The sequence below is a fragment of the Buchnera sp. (in: enterobacteria) genome (genome assembly GCF_056343165.1).
Genome location: NZ_JBWHTS010000002.1, coordinates 37,840 through 54,715 on the forward strand (window position 1 = coordinate 37,840; position 16,876 = coordinate 54,715).

Consider the following 16,876-nt stretch of genomic DNA (forward strand, 5'->3'; position numbering starts at 1 on the left):
GACTTTTCCTTAAAAATATTTGTAAGTCTTTTGCTAATTTATTAAAAAACAGAAACATTACTGTATGCGGCATGAATTTAAGATTTGTCAAGAGAAGCTTTATCAACGTCTTGAATCTAAATTTTTTAAATTTAATATTCTATGCATAACAGGATTGTAACTTATTTTTACCTAAAAAAATTTAATTAATAACAAAAAACTTAATATTTTTATATAATATCATTTTCATATAAAAAATACAAGTTTAAATTAATTTGAAAAAATAGTTTTATATATTTTCAATTTTCTTAATAGAAATATGAAAAAATATTTCTATTAAGAGAACTTTGTATTTTTACATGTATTCTTTATTATGTAATGCTTGTATTCTTTTTTCTAGAGAAGGATGAGATGCAAACAATTTTAAAAAAGATTTGGATTTACCATTGATGCAAAATGCAATCATACTATCAGGTTCTTGAGGTTCATGACTTGTTTTTAAACGATTTAAAGCTGAAATCATTTTTTCACGACCCACCATTTTTGCGGAACTAGCATCAGCATAAAATTCACGATGTCTAGAAAACCACATTGTAATAATACTAGCTAAAATACCAAACATTAACTCTAAAAAAGTAGAAATTAAAAAATATATAATTGGATGTTTTTCTTCTGTATTATTTTCATTCCGATTACTTGATATAACATTACTTATGATTTGCGATAAAATACGGGATATAAAAATAACAAAAGTATTAACAACACCTTGAACTAAAGTCATAGTGATCATATCACCATTTGCAATATGACTGATTTCATGAGCAATTACTGCTTCGGCTTCATGATGAGTCATATTTTCTAATAATCCTGTAGAGACAGCAATTAAAGCAGAATTTCGACGTGCACCAGTTGCAAATGCATTAATATCAGCTGCATGGTATACTGCGATTTGGGGCATAATAATGCCTTTTTGAATAGATTGTTTACGAACAGTATTAATAAGCCAATTTTCTATTTCATTTCGAGCATGGGTTATAATCTCACCATTAACAGATCGCAAAGCAATCCATTTTGATAGAATTAATGATAAAACAGAACCACTGAAACCAAATAATCCTGACGTAATTAATAAACTGTAAATATTGTTAGACTGAATACCGGTTAAAATTAGAATCAAACCAAATATTAACATAACTGCTAAATTAGTTAATAAGAAAAGAATAATACGTATCATAAGATATTATCTTCCTCGATTAGCAAAATGGATGTTTACATAAATTTTTAAGATGAAATATTTTCATATCAAATTTTCACATCAAAATATATAAATTTTTTTATTTCGTTTCTTTATTTATAAAAATATTAAAAAATTAATTTTAAGCTACCATAGTTATCTTAATTAAGTCAAGATCGATAAATTTTTTAAGATTTTTTTAATTAAATTCATACCAATAACGATTATCATAAGAAACAAGTAAATCTGCATTTTTAGGCCCCCAAGTCCCAGATGCATATAATTGAGGAGTATTATTTTTATTTTTTTCCCATCCATTTATAATTGGATCTATCCATTTCCATGCTTCTTCTACTTCATTTCGGCATACGAATAACGATTGTGTACCTCTCATGCTTTCGAATAATAATCTTTCGTAAGCATCAATTAAATTTTTAGAATGTTTTTGATAGAGATTATTAGATATTAATTGAGAAAGCTCTAACTTATATTCTTGCGTTAATCCCGGTGTTTTATTCATAAAATCAAATTTAATATTTGCATTTGGTTCTAAACGTATAATTAATTTACTTTGTAATCGTTCTGATTCTGCAGTTTGAAATAAGTTTATAGGCATTTTTTTAAAAAAAACTACTATTTCAGAATATTTATGAGCTAAGCGTTTTCCTGTTCTTATATAAAATGGAACGCCAGACCATTTTTCATGATTAAGTTCAACTTTTATAGCAATAAATGTTTCAGTTTGACTATTTTTATTTGCACCTTTCTCTTCTAAATAAGAAGGTACTCGTTTTTTTCCAATAAATCCAGAAGAATATTGCCCTCGAATAGTTTTTTCATTTACATTATCAATATTAATAGGATTTAGAGTACGGAGTATTTTAACTTTTTCATCTCGAATACTTTCAGAATTCATGTTTTTAGGTTGATCCATTGCAAGAATAGTTAATATTTGCAAAATATGATTTTGCACCATATCTCTCATTTGACCCATTGCATCAAAATAATTCCATCTACCTTCTATTCCTATTTCTTCGGATACAGTAATTTGAATATGATCAATCGTTTTTTTATTCCAATTGTGGAAAAAAAAAGAATTAGCAAATCGTAAAGCGAGAAGATTCAATATGGATTCTTTACCTAAATAATGATCAATACGAAAAATTTGCGATTCTAAAAAATATTTAGAAATTTGATCGTTAATTATTGTTGATGTTTTTAAAGAAATTCCCAATGGTTTTTCTAAAATTATACGAGATGAGATCTGATTTAAATTTGCATTTGCTAAACCTATAAATATAGAATTTAGTGTATTAGGAGGAACTGCGCAATAATAAATAATTATATTTTTTTTTTCATGTAGTATTTCTTTTAATCTAAAAAAATGTAATTTTTTATCAACATCAATATTACAAAAAAATATGCGTGAACTGAGTTGATTCCAGATTGAATTATCAATTTTTTCGTTTAAAAAATTTTTTATTTCTATTTTAAAGTTTTTAATATAATCTTCTTTGCTCCAATCAGCACGTCCAGCAGCAATTATGCGTGTGCATTGATGTATTTTTTTAGATTTCTCTAATTTATATAAAGCAGGTAACAATTTTCTTTTTGTTAAATCTCCTTTGGCTCCAAAAATCACTAAATCGCAAGCTTGATTGTTTTCTATGATCATAATCTTCTCTTTTTAAAAATTTACATATAAAATTTTAATTTTTAATGCAATAATTTTAACAATAGTATTGTTATAAAAGTTTTATAATTTTTTAAGATATGCATAAAAATTTTTAAAATATATTATTTTTTTTTAAAATATATTATTTTAAGATTTTTTATTTTTGTAATATATTATCTATAATTAAATTATTTTAATTAATTTTACTGAATAACTTAATAAATAGAAATAAATATTTCACATTTACTAATATTTAAATTAAAGTTTAAATTTTTTTAAAAATTTTTTAAAAGGTGTATTTTTATGTTAAATCGTTTAAGAAGAACAAAAATTGTAGCTACTTTAGGACCTTCTACAGATATTAATAATAATCTAGAAAAAATTATTCGTTCTGGAGCAAATGTTCTTAGATTTAATTTTTCTCATGGTTCAGAAAAAGAGCACAAATTAAGAGCAAATAAAGCAAGAGAAATAATGAGAAATTTAAACTATCATATTGCACTGCTAGGCGATTTACAAGGTCCTAAAATTCGCATTTCTAAATTTGAAAATAATAATATTTTTTTAAATATTGGTGATTTTTTTATACTAGATTCTAACTTAGGAGAAAACAATGGAACTAAAGAACGAGTAGGTATTGATTACAAAGAATTGCCATATGATTTAAAAGTAGGAGATGTATTGTTATTAGATGATGGAAGAATACAGTTAAAAGTTATAAAATCAAATCATTACGAGATATTAACAAAAGTTATTATAGGTGGAATTCTTTCTAATAACAAAGGTATTAATAAATTAGGAGGCGGTCTATCTGCAAAGGCATTAACTGAAAAAGACAAAAAAGATATAATTCTTGCTGCTGAAATTGATGTAGACTATTTAGCTGTATCTTTTCCTAGATGCAGCGATGACTTAAAAAAAGCAAGAAAATTAGCTAAAAAATCTGGAAGCAATGCTAAAATTATCGCAAAAATAGAGCGGGCTGAAGCCGTAATAAATCAAAACACTATAGAAGATATCGTATTATCATCAGATGCGATTATGATAGCAAGAGGTGATTTGGGTGTAGAAATTGGGGATTCTGAATTAGCAGGTATTCAAAAAAAATTAATTAGAACTGCTAGACAATTAAATAGAATAGTAATTACTGCAACACAGATGATGGAATCTATGATTGAAAATCCATTGCCTACTCGTGCAGAAGTGATGGATGTAGCTAATGCTGTCTTAGATGGTAGCGATGCAGTCATGCTTTCAGCTGAAACAGCATCTGGTAAATATCCATCTGAAACTGTTATCAAAATGGCTAAGATTTGCAAAGGTGCTGAAAAAGTACCCAGTATTAATGTTTCTAGACATCGTCTTAATGCAAAATTTAATGATATTGAAGAATCTATTGCTATGTCAGCAATGTATGTTGCTAATCATTTAAAAGGAATCACGGCAATTATAACGATGACAGAATCAGGTAAAACTGCACTCATGACATCTAGAATTACATCGGGATTACCCATTTTTGCCTTGTCAAAAAATAAAAAAACTTTAAATTTAGCAGCTCTTTATAGAGGCGTTACTCCTGTATATTTTAATAGTAAAAATAGCGGTTTTCAATCTGCTAATGAAGCAATTATTCTTTTGCGTGATAAAGGATTTTTATCTAGTGGAGAGCTAGTCATTATAACTCAAGGTGATGTTATGGGAAAAGTAGGAAAAACTAATACTAGTAGAATTTTAAAAGTTATATAATTTTTTTTTGACATTGAATATTTTACAAAAAACTTTTTTCATGATTTTTATTTTTTTTAGGATTGATAAAATGATTTATTAATTTTTTTATAATTTATTTCAAAGGACTAAACTAATAGTTTGATCAAGATAATCTAAAAACAGTTATTTTCTCGTTGTAATCTGATTATCTGACTTAAAATAATATCTTTAATATTTTTAAAATATTGAATTAAATTCATTTTTCTTAATAATAAGATAAAAAATAAACATTTTGTTATTTTTAAGACTGACTAAAATGATGAATTCAAAATATAAAAATTAAAAAATAAATGATTAATTTTATAACCGATAATTATTTTTAATACATAAGATCATTTTCAAGATTTTTAAATTTACAATTTATACTAATATTTGAATAATTAGAGTAAAAGATCACAGTCAAGTAACTATTGATTGTAAATTTTTTAAAATATATACTATTTAATATTTTTTTTTATAATTAAAGATAAAAGATATAAAAAATTTTTCAATTAAGTTTTACACAAAAAATTAAATTTTGTATTTAAGTAAAAATATTTTATTTATAGGAAATATCAGTCATATATTATTGAGAATATTTAAAATATTTTTAAATTCATTTTGAGAGAATGAAATATTTTTAATAAGTAAAATTTTATCTTAGAATTTAATAAAATAAAATTTTTTTGTATAACATATAAATCATGTTAAAACTTTAAAAATAATATTTTATCAATGATTTATTATAATCATGTTTTTAAATAATCATTATAATATTTTTTATCATAATATTAATTTTCATCTTTAAAGATATGCTTTATAATATTGCTTTAAAAAAAATAACTTATAAAACTATGGTTGAATTTATAAAACTAAAAAATGTTTGTGTAAATTTATCTAATCGTTCTATTCTTACTAATATATCATTTTCTTTGATTCCTAATCGTGTTCTTACTTTAATTGGTCCTAATGGGGCTGGCAAATCTACTTTAGTACGTGTAATTTTAGGATTAATAAAACCGAGTTCAGGCACAGTCATGCGTTCATATAATTTATCTATTGGTTATGTGCCGCAAAAATTGAATATTAATACTTTATTACCTATTACGGTAGAACGATTTATAAAACTTTCGCAAAGAACCAATCATTTTAAAATATCAGAAATATTAAAACGTGTAAAAGCAGAATCCTTGAGATTTTGCCAGTTGCAAAAGTTATCTGGTGGAGAAATGCAGCGAATTCTTTTAGCTAAGGCGCTATTAAAAAATCCTAATTTATTAGTTTTAGATGAACCCACTCAAGGAGTTGATATGATGGGTCAATTAGCTTTATATAAATTAATTAATGAAATTCGATACGAGTTAAAATGTTCTATTTTAATAGTTTCTCATGATTTAAATTTTGTTATGGCCAAGACAGATGATGTAATTTGTTTAAATAATCATATTTGTTGTTCTGGAACACCAGAAACTGTTTGTAATAATTTAGAATTTATTTCTATATTCGGATCTAAACGTGTACAAGAATTAGCAATTTATTATCATAATCACAATCATACGCATAATTTTTAAATATAAATTCATGTAATTACAAGAGTGGTTTTTATGTTTGAATTAATTTTTCCTGGATGGTTAGCAGGTGTTATACTGGCTTTAACGACTGGTCCATTAGGTTCATTTATAGTTTGGCGTCGTATGTCATCTTTTGGCGATACTTTATCACATTCTTCTTTGCTGGGTATAGCGGTATCTATTGCATTTAATATTAATTCGTTCTATTCTCTTTTTTTTATTATGATTTTAATTGCAATTGTTTTGGCGTGGTTAGAAAAATTATTGCCTGTTTCATTAGAAACTATACTGACTATAATATCACATAGTTCACTATCTTTAGGAATGGTTTTTATCAGCTTAATGTCTACTAATAAAAACATAAACATTACAAATTATTTGTTTGGTGATTTATTATCTGTCACAGAATACGATTTAATCGTGATTTCAATAAGCAGTATAATAATACTTATTATTTTACTTTTTCGATGGAATGTTATTTTATCTGCAACTATTAATGAGGAATTAGCTCAAATAGACGGTATAAATGTCTTTTATGCTCGTTTAACCATCATGTTAATGACTGCTTTTACTATTTCTATAGCTATTAAATTTGTCGGTGCACTACTAATTACATCTTTACTTATTATTCCACCTGCAACTGCACAACATTTTTCAGGATCTCCGGAAAAAATGGTTATTATTGCTATCATAGTAAGCATTTTATCGGTTACAGGAGGAATATTTTTATCTGTTTTTTATAATACACCATCTAGTCCATTCATTGTTTTATTTTCTTCTGTATTATGTTTGTTGAGCAATATAAAAAAATATTTTTATAAAGTGTGAAAATATTAAAACTTATTTTTTAAAATTTTTATAGATAATTCTTTTAGTATTGAATTTTCTACTCTACCAGGAGAACCAGTCATTAAACAGGTAGCCGATGTAGTTTTCGGGAAAGCAATCACATCTCTGATATTTTTACTGTTAGTTAGAAGCATAACTATTCTATCTAATCCTAAAGCTATCCCTGCATGTGGCGGAGCACCGTATTTCAATCCTTCCATTAAAAATCCAAATTTTTCATATTGTACTGATTTTTTTATTCCAATAATATCAAATATTTTTTCCTGTAAACTGACATCATGAATACGTACTGAACCTCCACCAATTTCATAGCCATTTATTACGAGATCATAACTATCTGAAACAGCTAATTCAGGTGAATTTTTTAATTTTTTTATATCTAAATTTTTCATCGAGGTAAATGGATGATGAACAGCAGAAAAATTACCTAATATGTCCTTGCTAAACATAGGAAAATTGACTATCCATACCGGTTTCCAGCTATTTTTTTCAGTAATATTAAGATCAATGCCTAATTTTAAACGCAACATACCAAGAGATTTATTAACAATGTCTTCTTGATCGGCCATTAAAAATAGTATATCTCCATTTTTAGCTTTGCTCTTCTTTATTATTTTTTTTAAAATAATTTCATCTAAAATTTTTTTGATAGAACTATAAACATTTATGAATTGAATATTATTTTCAATTATTTTTATGTAAAATAATTTTTTCGCATTAAATTTTTTTATATATTTAGTATAAATATCAATTTTTTTTCGACTAATATCAGAACCGTTCGGAATGCATAATAATGCTATACGATTATTTTTACTGGTGTCTAAATTAAAAAATAATATAAATTTTTCATGTTTAAAAATATTAGATACGTCAATTATTTCGATAGGATTTCGTAAATCAGGTTTATCTGATCCGTATTTTTTCATTGATTGATCAAAAGATATTTTGGGAAACTTGTTTAAATTAAAATTTATTATTTTCGACCAAATTTTTATTATAAGTTTTTCTATAAAATTACAAACTTTTTGAGCACTCATAAAAGATACTTCAATATCAATTTGTGTAAATTCAGGTTGTCGATCTGAACGTAAATCTTCGTCACGAAAACATTTTGCTATTTGATAGTATCTATCTACACCAGAAATCATTAGCATTTGTTTAAACAGTTGAGGCGATTGAGGCAATGCATAAAATTTCCCATAATGATTTCGACTAGGTATTAAATAGTCTCTAGCACCTTCTGGTGTAGATTTTGTAAGTATAGGGGTTTCAATATCTAAAAAATTATTTTTTTTCATGAAAGTTCTTATTAAATAAGTTATTTCATTTCTTACTTTTAGGTTTTCTAAAATATTTAAGGAACGCAGATCTAAATATCGATATTTTAATCTTGATTCATCATTGTTTTTTTCTGTGTAGTTCAACGGTAATGGTTTTGAAGGATTTAAAATTTTTAATATATTTGCTAATATTTCTATTTCTCCCGTTTTCATTTTTAAATTTTTATTTTTTTGATCTCTTTTTTGAACTGTACCAGAAACTTGAATGCAAAATTCATTTCTTAAATTTAAAGCTTGTTGAAAAATTTTATGATTTTCTGATTCAAAAATAATCTGAACGAGACCAGTACAATCTCTTAAATCAATAAAAATAAATTGATTAAAATTTCTTATTTTATGTACCCAACCACATAATTTTACTGTTTTATTTAAATGAATAATTCCAAGATTTCCGCAATATTTAGTACGCATAAACTCTCTTTAAAATTTATTTATTTTTTAATAATAAAAAAATTTATTATATTTTATTTTTATAAGATTTTTTAAACAGATAAGTTTCTAGGAAATGACCGCTATATTAGAAAATAATTGATTTTTATATTTTTTATAAATTTATTTTTTAAACTATGTTTAACGACTTCTAAAAATAATTCTTCCTTTAGTTAAGTCATAAGGTGTTAATTCTACAGTAACTTTGTCTCCTGTTAATATTCTAATGTAATTTTTTCTCATTTTTCCTGAAATATGTGCGGTAATGATATGTTTGTTTTCCAGTTCAACGCGAAACATAGTATTAGGTAAAGTATCTATTACAACTCCTTGCATTTCGATATTTTCTTCTTTAGACATTTTTTTCTCATATTTGATTAATATTATTTATATTAGTTAAAAAATTATATCAGATACTAGTCATTTTGACTAGTATTTAATGGTTTTAGTAAAATTGTTTTTTACGCTAACGAATTAAGATAACGTTCGCTATCTAATGCAGCCATACAACCACTGGCGGATGATGTAATCGCTTGTCTATAAACATGATCTATTACGTCTCCTGCAGCAAAAATACCAGGAACACTCGTTTGGGTATAATTTCCATGCGTTTGACGCATTACTTCAATATAACCATCTTTCATTTTTAATTTATTCATGAATATACTTGTATTAGGAGTATATCCGATTGCAATAAATAATCCGGCAAGATAGATTTTCAATTCTTTTTTTTCTTTTAAGTTTTTTTGCTGAATTAATAAACTAGTAACTCCAGAAGAATTTCCTAATATGTCTTTCACAGTAGAATTCAAATAAATTATTACTTTTTGATTTTTTATTTTTTTTATTAATCTATCTAATAAAATTTTTTCAGCTCTAAAATTAATTCCACGATGTATTAAATAAACTTTTTTGACAAAATTAGATAAATACAATGTTTCTTCTATAGCAGTATTTCCTCCACCTACAACTGCAACTTCTTTATTCTTATAAAAGAAACCATCACATACTGCACATGTTGAAACACCCTTTCCTTTAAAAATATCCTCTGATTTTAATCCTAAATAGCGAGGATTTGCTCCTGTAGCAATAATCACTGAATCAGCGCTATATTTATTGTTTTCGCCTTCTAAATAAAATGGTTGTTTTTTAAAATCAACGGAAATTATATTATCAGAGATCACTTTAGTATTGAGTTGAACAGCATGTTTATGCATCCGTTTCATCAATTCTGAGCCACTTATTCTATTAGCATCTCCGGGCCAATTTTCGATTTCGCTGGTATTCATTAATTGCCCTCCTGGGTTTAATCCCGTAATTAAAGAAGGGTTTAAATTAGCTCTAGAGGAATATATAGCTGCAGTATATCCTGCAGGTCCAGAGCCTAAAATAATTATTTTACTATGTTTGATATCATTCATTTTCAATATCCTTAGAATAAATATATCTTTAATTAAGTTGATTGAGAACATAATAAATATTATAGTTTTCATATATTACTGACTCAATTATTTTTTTGTATAAAAATAAAAAAATTTTATTTAATCAAATTAAAATAAGTAACTTTATTTTTTATAAAAATTTTAATATAAATACTATTATGTTCATGTTTACGATATAAATTAATTTTGAATATATTAATTGCATGATTTAATTAAAAAATATATGTTTTAATAAAAAATTAATTTTTACTGTTTTTTATTAATTGATAAAATATTTTATAGTTATATTAAATTAATAATTTTTATTGATAATTTACAAGAGCAAAACACGCTATGTTAGACCCTTATTTATTAAGAAATAAATTGCATTCAACAGCTAAAAAACTATTAAAAAAAAATTATAAATTAGATGTTTTTGCAATATCTGCCATGGAAGAAAAAAGAAAAAAATTACAGATTGAAACTGAGAATTTACAATTTAATCATAATTCTTTATCAAATATGGTTAGAGAAGCTAAGATTATTCAAAATGAAAATCAATCATTAAAAAATAAGGTTATACAGTCAAGTAAAAATTTAAACGCTTCTAAAATCGAACTCAATTCTTTAAAAGAAAAAATATATCATTTTTCTATGTGTATACCCAATGTTCCTTCTGATGACGTCCCAGTAGGAAAGACATCAATTGATAATAAAGAGATAAAATATTGGGGTCAAAAAAGACGGCACGATTTTATAGTTCAAGATCATATAGAAATAGGAAAGAAATTTAATGAATTAGACTGGAAATCTTCTGTACAAATGTCAGGATCGCGGTTTGTTGTTATGAAAGGGAAAATTGCTCTTTTACATCGTGCTCTTAGTCAATTTATGTTAGATTTGCATACTGTAAATCATGGTTACGTAGAAATTTATGTCCCGTATTTAGTTCACCCTAAAGCTTTATATGGAACAGGACAATTACCAAAATTCAGTCAAGATTTATTTCATATAAATTTTTCAGATAAAAAAAAATATATATTAATTCCTACTGGAGAAGTTCCTTTAACTAATTTGGTTTCTAATCAAATTATAGATGAAAAAGATTTACCTATTATGTTTACTGCTCATACTCCTTGTTTTCGATCAGAAGCATCTTCTTATGGACGTGATACTAAAGGATTAATTCGATTACATCAATTTGACAAAGTGGAATTAGTACAAATTGTAGCACCAGAAAAATCTATGGAAGCACTTGAAAAATTAACTAACCATGCTGAACAAGTTTTAAAACTTTTAGATTTGCCGTATAGAAAAATTCTTTTATGTACTGGCGAAATGGGTTTTGCAGCTGCAAAAACTTATGATTTAGAAGTTTGGTTTCCTTCTCAAAAAAAATACAGAGAAGTTTCTTCTTGTTCTAATATGAATGATTTCCAATCTCGTCGAATGAAAACTCGATATAAAAAAAAATCTGAACAAAAAAATTTTTTTGTGCACACATTAAATGGTTCGGGTTTGGCAATAGGTAGAACATTAGCAGCCATTTTAGAAAATTATCAACATTCTGATGGTCGTGTAGAAATCCCTAAAATTCTTCAAGAAAAATATATGCAGGGATTAAAATTTATAAACTAATTGATTATTATATTTTAAAAATATAATTGGTGAAATAATGAATGAAGTGTATAACTTTAGCGCTGGTCCAGCTATGATTCCGAAAGAGGTTCTTTGTCAAGCTAAAGAAGAGCTTCAAAATTGGAAAAAATCAGGTTCTTCTATAATGGAAATTAGTCATCGTAGCGAGAATTTTATGCAAGTAGCTTTAGAAGCTGAACAAGATTTAAGAGATTTGTTGAATATACCTAATTATTTTAAAGTATTATTTTGTCAAGGTGGTGCTAGAGGACAATTTTCCGCTATTCCTATGAATTTGCTAAAAAAATTACAAACAGCAGATTATATAAATAGTGGTTATTGGTCAAATTGTGCATTTATAGAAGCTAAAAAATATTGCGTCCCTCAATCTATATTGATTCGAAATACTTTTAATGAAAAAGAATCTCTTTTACCAATGAGTAAATGGAATATCAATAAAAACTCAGCATATGTTCATTATTGTCCCAATGAAACAATAGATGGATTATCTATTTATGAAGAACCAGATTTTGAAAAAAAAATTATTGTGGGAGACTTTTCTTCTTTTATCTTATCACGTTCAATTAATATTGAAAATTATGATCTTATTTATGCAGGAGCTCAAAAAAATATTGGTCCTTCGGGTATAACAATAATTATTATTCGAGATACACTTATAGGATATTCATCTGGTATATCCCCTTCTATTTTAGATTATCAGATATTATCAGAACATAGATCTATGTTTAACACACCTCCTACATTTGCTTGGTATTTATCAGGATTAGTTTTTAAATGGTTAAAAAAACAGGGTGGTTTAAAAAAAATCGAAAAATTAAATAAAAAAAAATCAGATTTGTTATATGAAAAAATAGATAATAGTAGTTTTTACATAAATAAAGTAGATAAAAAAAATAGATCGCAAATGAATGTTGTGTTTCATTTGACTAATTCTAAATTAGATCCAATTTTTTTAGAAGAAGCTTCTGCATTAGGTTTAAATTATTTAAGAGGACACAGTTTGGTAGGTGGTATGCGTGCATCTATTTACAATGCTATGCCATTAGAAGGTATTAGATCTTTAATTAGATTTATGTCATATTTTGAAAATCGATATGGATAAATTATCTATAGTTTTATTTTTTAAAATACTATTTTAATTTCAATTAAATAGAGCGTATATTGATCATGCAAAATTCATTTGATTTAAAACCAATATCTTATATTAATGGAACTGTTTGTTTACCAGGTTCAAAAAGTATTTCAAATCGGGTTTTATTACTTTCTTCAATAGCTAAAGGTACAACATGTTTAACTAATTTATTAGATAGTCATGATACTCAATATATGTTACATGCTTTAAAAAAATTAGGTGTTAAATATGATTTGTCTAATGATAGAAAAACATGTCATGTTAAAGGGATTAACCAAGCATTTTATATAAATAAATCAATTTCGTTATATCTAGGAAATGCAGGAACTGCTATGCGACCTCTTCTTGCTATATTATCTTTACACAATAATAATATTTTATTAAGTGGAGATAACAGAATGCATGAAAGACCTATTGAACATCTTGTTGATGCTTTAAAACAAGGAGGGGCTGTTATAGAATACGAAAAAAATCAAGGATATCCTCCTGTACGCACTAAAGGCGGTTTTATGGGAGGGTCAATTTTTTTAAATGGCAATATTTCCAGTCAATTTTTAACGTCATTGTTAATGAGTGCTCCGCTTGCTCCAAAAAACACAACTATTTTTATCAAAGGAAATTTAGTTTCTAAACCGTACATTGAAATCACACTTAATTTAATCAGATCTTTTGGAGTTAATATTAAACATGATTCTTATAATATATTTTATATAAAAGGTCAACAAGAATATAAAACACCTGGAAACTATATGATTGAAGGAGATGCTTCTTCAGCTTCGTATTTTTTAGCTGCCGCTGCTATTAAAGGGGGGTCAGTAAAAGTGACTGGTGTTGGAAAAAAAAGCATCCAAGGTGATATAGATTTTGCAAATATTTTAGAAAAAATGGGAGCCATAATTCATTGGGAAGACTATTCTATCACTTGCACGCGTAATGAATTAAATGCAATAGATTTGGATATGAATCATATTCCTGATGCAGCAATGACAGTAGCAATTGTAGCGCTGTTTTCGAAAGGTACTACAATTATTAGGAATATATATAATTGGCGAGTCAAGGAAACTGATCGTTTATCTGCTATGACTATAGAGTTGAGGAAAGTTGGTGCTATAGTTGAAGAGGGAAGAGATTTTTTATCAATTTCTCCTCCTATTTTTTTTAAATATTCTGACATTGAAACTTATAACGATCATCGTATGGCTATGTGTTTTTCGCTCATATCTTTGTCCGAAATAGGTGTAAATATACTTAATCCAAATTGTATTTCAAAAACTTTTCCATCTTATTTTAAAGATTTTTTATCTATCAGCAATTTTTGATAAACTTAATAAAAATTCTTTAATAAAATTTTTTATATCTTAAAGACAAAACATGATAAATAAAATCCCTGTTATTACTATTGATGGTCCTAGTGGTGTCGGTAAAAGTACAATTTCGAAAATAATAGCAAATAAATTAAATTGGTCACTTTTAGAATCAGGAAAAATTTATCGATTAGTAGCATTTCTAGCATTAAATAAAAATGTTTCTATTTTTGAGAAAAATATCGTTAAATTATTAGAGAATTTAGATTATTCATTAATTAAAAAAAAACTATTAATTGTTTTTATGAATCAAAAAATCTTGAAATAATTAGCAATATTTCTTCGCAATTATCAACTTATCCTCGTATCAGAAAAATTTTATTGAAAAAACAAAGATTAATGAAATGTTGGCCTGGTTTAATAGCAGAAGGACGTGATATGGGTACAGTAGTGTTTCCAGATGCTATACTTAAGTTTTTTTTAGATGCTGATTTAGAAGTTCGCACAAATAGAAGGATTTTAGAATTAAAAAAAAATGGTCATGACATTAATTTTCAAAAATTGTTTAGACAAATGAAGAATCGTGATGAACGCGATCAAAATCGATTAATTTCTCCTTTATGCATAGCAAAAAATGCTATAATATTAGATTCTACTTATATGAGTTTATCAGAAGTAGTGAAAACTTTAATGGAATATATTACTCAGAGAATAAAAATATAAATAAAAAATTAATTCAATATTTTAAAAACTAAACTCTTTAATAAGGATTATTATAAGATACATCAAACAAACTCATTTTAGCATGAAGTTAAAATGAATGTTTAATAAAAATTTTTTAAAATTATCAATATGAATGAATCTTTTGCTCAATTATTTGAAGAATCGTTAAAAGAAATTAAAACCCGTCCTGGTTCAATTATTCGCGGTACTATCGTTTCTATAGAAAAAGACATAGTTTTAGTTGATGCAGGTCTTAAATCTGAATCTGCGATTCCTGCTGAACAATTTAAAAATTCTCAAGGTATTTTAGATATTAATGTCGGCGATCAAATTGATGTTGCTTTAGATGCTATTGAAGATGGATTTGGGGAAACACTTTTATCTCGTGAAAAAGCAAAACGCCATGAAGCATGGTTGATATTAGAGCAAGCTCATGAAAAATCAGAAACAGTTATTGGAATTATTAATGGTAAAGTTAAGGGTGGTTTTACTGTCGAATTAAATGATATACGTGCATTTTTACCAGGATCTTTAGTAGATGTTCGTCCGGTACGAGATACAATACATCTCGAAGGAAAAGAATTAGAGTTTAAAGTAATAAAATTAGATCAAAAACGTAATAATGTTGTTGTTTCGCGTCGTGCTGTAATCGAATCTGAAAATAGTGCTGAAAGAGATCAATTATTAGAAAATTTACAGGAAGGGATGCATGTTAAGGGTATTGTAAAAAATTTAACAGATTATGGAGCTTTTGTAGATTTAGGTGGTGTAGACGGTCTTTTGCATATTACTGATATGGCTTGGAAAAGAGTTAAACATCCAAGTGAAATAGTAAGTGTAGGTGATGAAATTCAAATTAAAATTTTAAAATTTGATAGAGAAAGAACACGTGTATCACTAGGATTAAAACAATTAGGTGAAGATCCATGGATAGCAATTTCCAAACGTTATCCAGAAGAAACTAAATTACGTGGACGCGTGACAAATTTAACCGATTACGGTTGTTTTGTAGAAATTGAAGAAGGAGTAGAAGGTCTTGTACATGTATCGGAAATGGACTGGACTAACAAAAATATTCATCCATCAAAAGTTGTTATTGTTAATGATGTAGTTGAAGTTATGGTTTTAGATATAGATGAAGAACGTCGTCGTATTTCTCTTGGTTTAAAACAATGCAAAATTAATCCATGGAAAGAGTTTTCTGAAACTCATAAAAAAGGTGTTCGTGTTGTTGGAAAAATAAAATCTATTACAGATTTTGGTATTTTTATTGGTTTAAATGGAGGTATTGACGGATTAGTTCATCTATCTGATATCTCTTGGATAACACCAGGTGAAGAAGCAGTTAAGAAATATAAAAAAAATGATGAAATATCCGCTGTAGTTCTTCAAGTAGATGCTGAGCGAGAACGCATATCTTTAGGGATTAAACAATTAGAAGAAGATCCTTTCAACGTATATATTAGTAATCATAAAAAAGGTACAATTATTACGGGAAAAATTAAATCTATAGATAAAAAAAATATTGTTGTAAAATTACCAGAAAACTTAGAAGGAACTATAAAATTATCTGATATTTCTCGTGTACATTCTGAAAAAACAATAAACAAATTAAAAATAGAAGATGAAATTTTAGTTAAATTATCTAGTTTTGATCGAAAAAATAGAATAATTTACCTTTTAATACATATAGATGAAAATGAAAAAAAAGATTCAACCACTTCTGCTAATAATAAAATAAATGATGATGCTTTTTCTAACGTTATGACAGAAGCTTTTAAAGCAGCTAAAAATACTGAATAATTAATTTTTAT

14 protein-coding genes are annotated in these 16,876 nt (G+C 26.2%); 9 read left to right on the forward strand and 5 right to left on the reverse strand.

What is annotated here, in order from left to right; translation table 11 throughout:
- Positions 1-334: 334 nt before the first annotated feature.
- Both htpX and zwf read right to left on the reverse strand, forming a co-directional pair.
- Positions 335-1,213 carry a protease HtpX gene (gene htpX, locus ACTP5B_RS01845; RefSeq protein ID WP_464829492.1) on the reverse strand — a complete coding sequence of 293 codons (879 nt, stop codon included), beginning with the start codon at positions 1,211-1,213 and terminating at the stop codon, positions 335-337.
- Between the two features lie 199 nt (positions 1,214-1,412).
- A complete protein-coding gene (gene zwf / locus ACTP5B_RS01850) occupies positions 1,413-2,888 on the reverse strand; it encodes a glucose-6-phosphate dehydrogenase (RefSeq protein WP_464829494.1) in 1,476 nt (491 codons plus the stop codon).
- Between the two features lie 303 nt (positions 2,889-3,191).
- On the opposite strand from zwf, the gene pyk reads away from it, so the two are divergent.
- The 3 genes from pyk to znuB all read left to right on the forward strand — a co-directional run bounded on the left by pyk (position 3,192) and on the right by znuB (position 7,033).
- On the forward strand, positions 3,192-4,634 hold the full coding sequence (gene pyk, locus ACTP5B_RS01855; RefSeq protein ID WP_464829496.1) for a pyruvate kinase: 1,443 nt from the start codon (positions 3,192-3,194) through the stop codon (positions 4,632-4,634).
- A gap of 854 nt (positions 4,635-5,488) precedes the next feature.
- The gene (gene znuC / locus ACTP5B_RS01860; RefSeq protein WP_464829622.1) at positions 5,489-6,205 is read left to right on the forward strand and encodes a zinc ABC transporter ATP-binding protein ZnuC; all 717 of its coding nucleotides are present in this window, start codon (positions 5,489-5,491) and stop codon (positions 6,203-6,205) included.
- 33 nt (positions 6,206-6,238) lie between these two features.
- Positions 6,239-7,033: a zinc ABC transporter permease subunit ZnuB gene (znuB, locus tag ACTP5B_RS01865; RefSeq protein WP_464829498.1), complete on the forward strand. Its 795-nt coding sequence runs from the start codon at positions 6,239-6,241 to the stop codon at positions 7,031-7,033.
- 5 nt (positions 7,034-7,038) lie between these two features.
- On the opposite strand, the gene aspS is transcribed toward znuB, so the two are convergent.
- From aspS to trxB, 3 genes are all read right to left on the reverse strand, one after another.
- Positions 7,039-8,805: an aspartate--tRNA ligase gene (aspS, locus tag ACTP5B_RS01870; protein WP_464829499.1), complete on the reverse strand. Its 1,767-nt coding sequence runs from the start codon at positions 8,803-8,805 to the stop codon at positions 7,039-7,041.
- 159 nt (positions 8,806-8,964) lie between these two features.
- Entirely contained in the window at positions 8,965-9,183 is a 219-nt protein-coding gene (infA, locus tag ACTP5B_RS01875; RefSeq protein ID WP_158338428.1) for a translation initiation factor IF-1, read from the reverse strand.
- Between the two features lie 101 nt (positions 9,184-9,284).
- On the reverse strand, positions 9,285-10,244 hold the full coding sequence (gene trxB / locus ACTP5B_RS01880) for a thioredoxin-disulfide reductase (protein ID WP_464829501.1): 960 nt from the start codon (positions 10,242-10,244) through the stop codon (positions 9,285-9,287).
- Positions 10,245-10,598: 354 nt separating this feature from the next.
- On the opposite strand from trxB, the gene serS reads away from it, so the two are divergent.
- From serS to rpsA, 6 genes are all read left to right on the forward strand, one after another.
- Positions 10,599-11,882 carry a serine--tRNA ligase gene (serS, locus tag ACTP5B_RS01885; RefSeq protein WP_464829503.1) on the forward strand — a complete coding sequence of 428 codons (1,284 nt, stop codon included), beginning with the start codon at positions 10,599-10,601 and terminating at the stop codon, positions 11,880-11,882.
- A 37-nt stretch (positions 11,883-11,919) separates the two neighbouring features.
- Positions 11,920-13,005 (forward strand): phosphoserine transaminase, encoded by a 1,086-nt coding sequence (gene serC / locus ACTP5B_RS01890; protein ID WP_464829505.1) that lies wholly within the window; start codon positions 11,920-11,922, stop codon positions 13,003-13,005.
- A gap of 65 nt (positions 13,006-13,070) precedes the next feature.
- Positions 13,071-14,354, forward strand: coding sequence for a 3-phosphoshikimate 1-carboxyvinyltransferase (gene aroA, locus ACTP5B_RS01895; RefSeq protein WP_464829507.1), 1,284 nt, complete (start codon positions 13,071-13,073; stop codon positions 14,352-14,354).
- A gap of 52 nt (positions 14,355-14,406) precedes the next feature.
- The gene (locus ACTP5B_RS01900; RefSeq protein WP_464829509.1) at positions 14,407-14,667 is read left to right on the forward strand and encodes a (d)CMP kinase; all 261 of its coding nucleotides are present in this window, start codon (positions 14,407-14,409) and stop codon (positions 14,665-14,667) included.
- Between the two features lie 8 nt (positions 14,668-14,675).
- A complete protein-coding gene (locus ACTP5B_RS01905) occupies positions 14,676-15,062 on the forward strand; it encodes a (d)CMP kinase (protein WP_464829624.1) in 387 nt (128 codons plus the stop codon).
- A gap of 129 nt (positions 15,063-15,191) precedes the next feature.
- Positions 15,192-16,865: a 30S ribosomal protein S1 gene (rpsA, locus tag ACTP5B_RS01910; protein ID WP_464829511.1), complete on the forward strand. Its 1,674-nt coding sequence runs from the start codon at positions 15,192-15,194 to the stop codon at positions 16,863-16,865.
- The last annotated feature ends 11 nt before the right edge of the window (positions 16,866-16,876 follow it).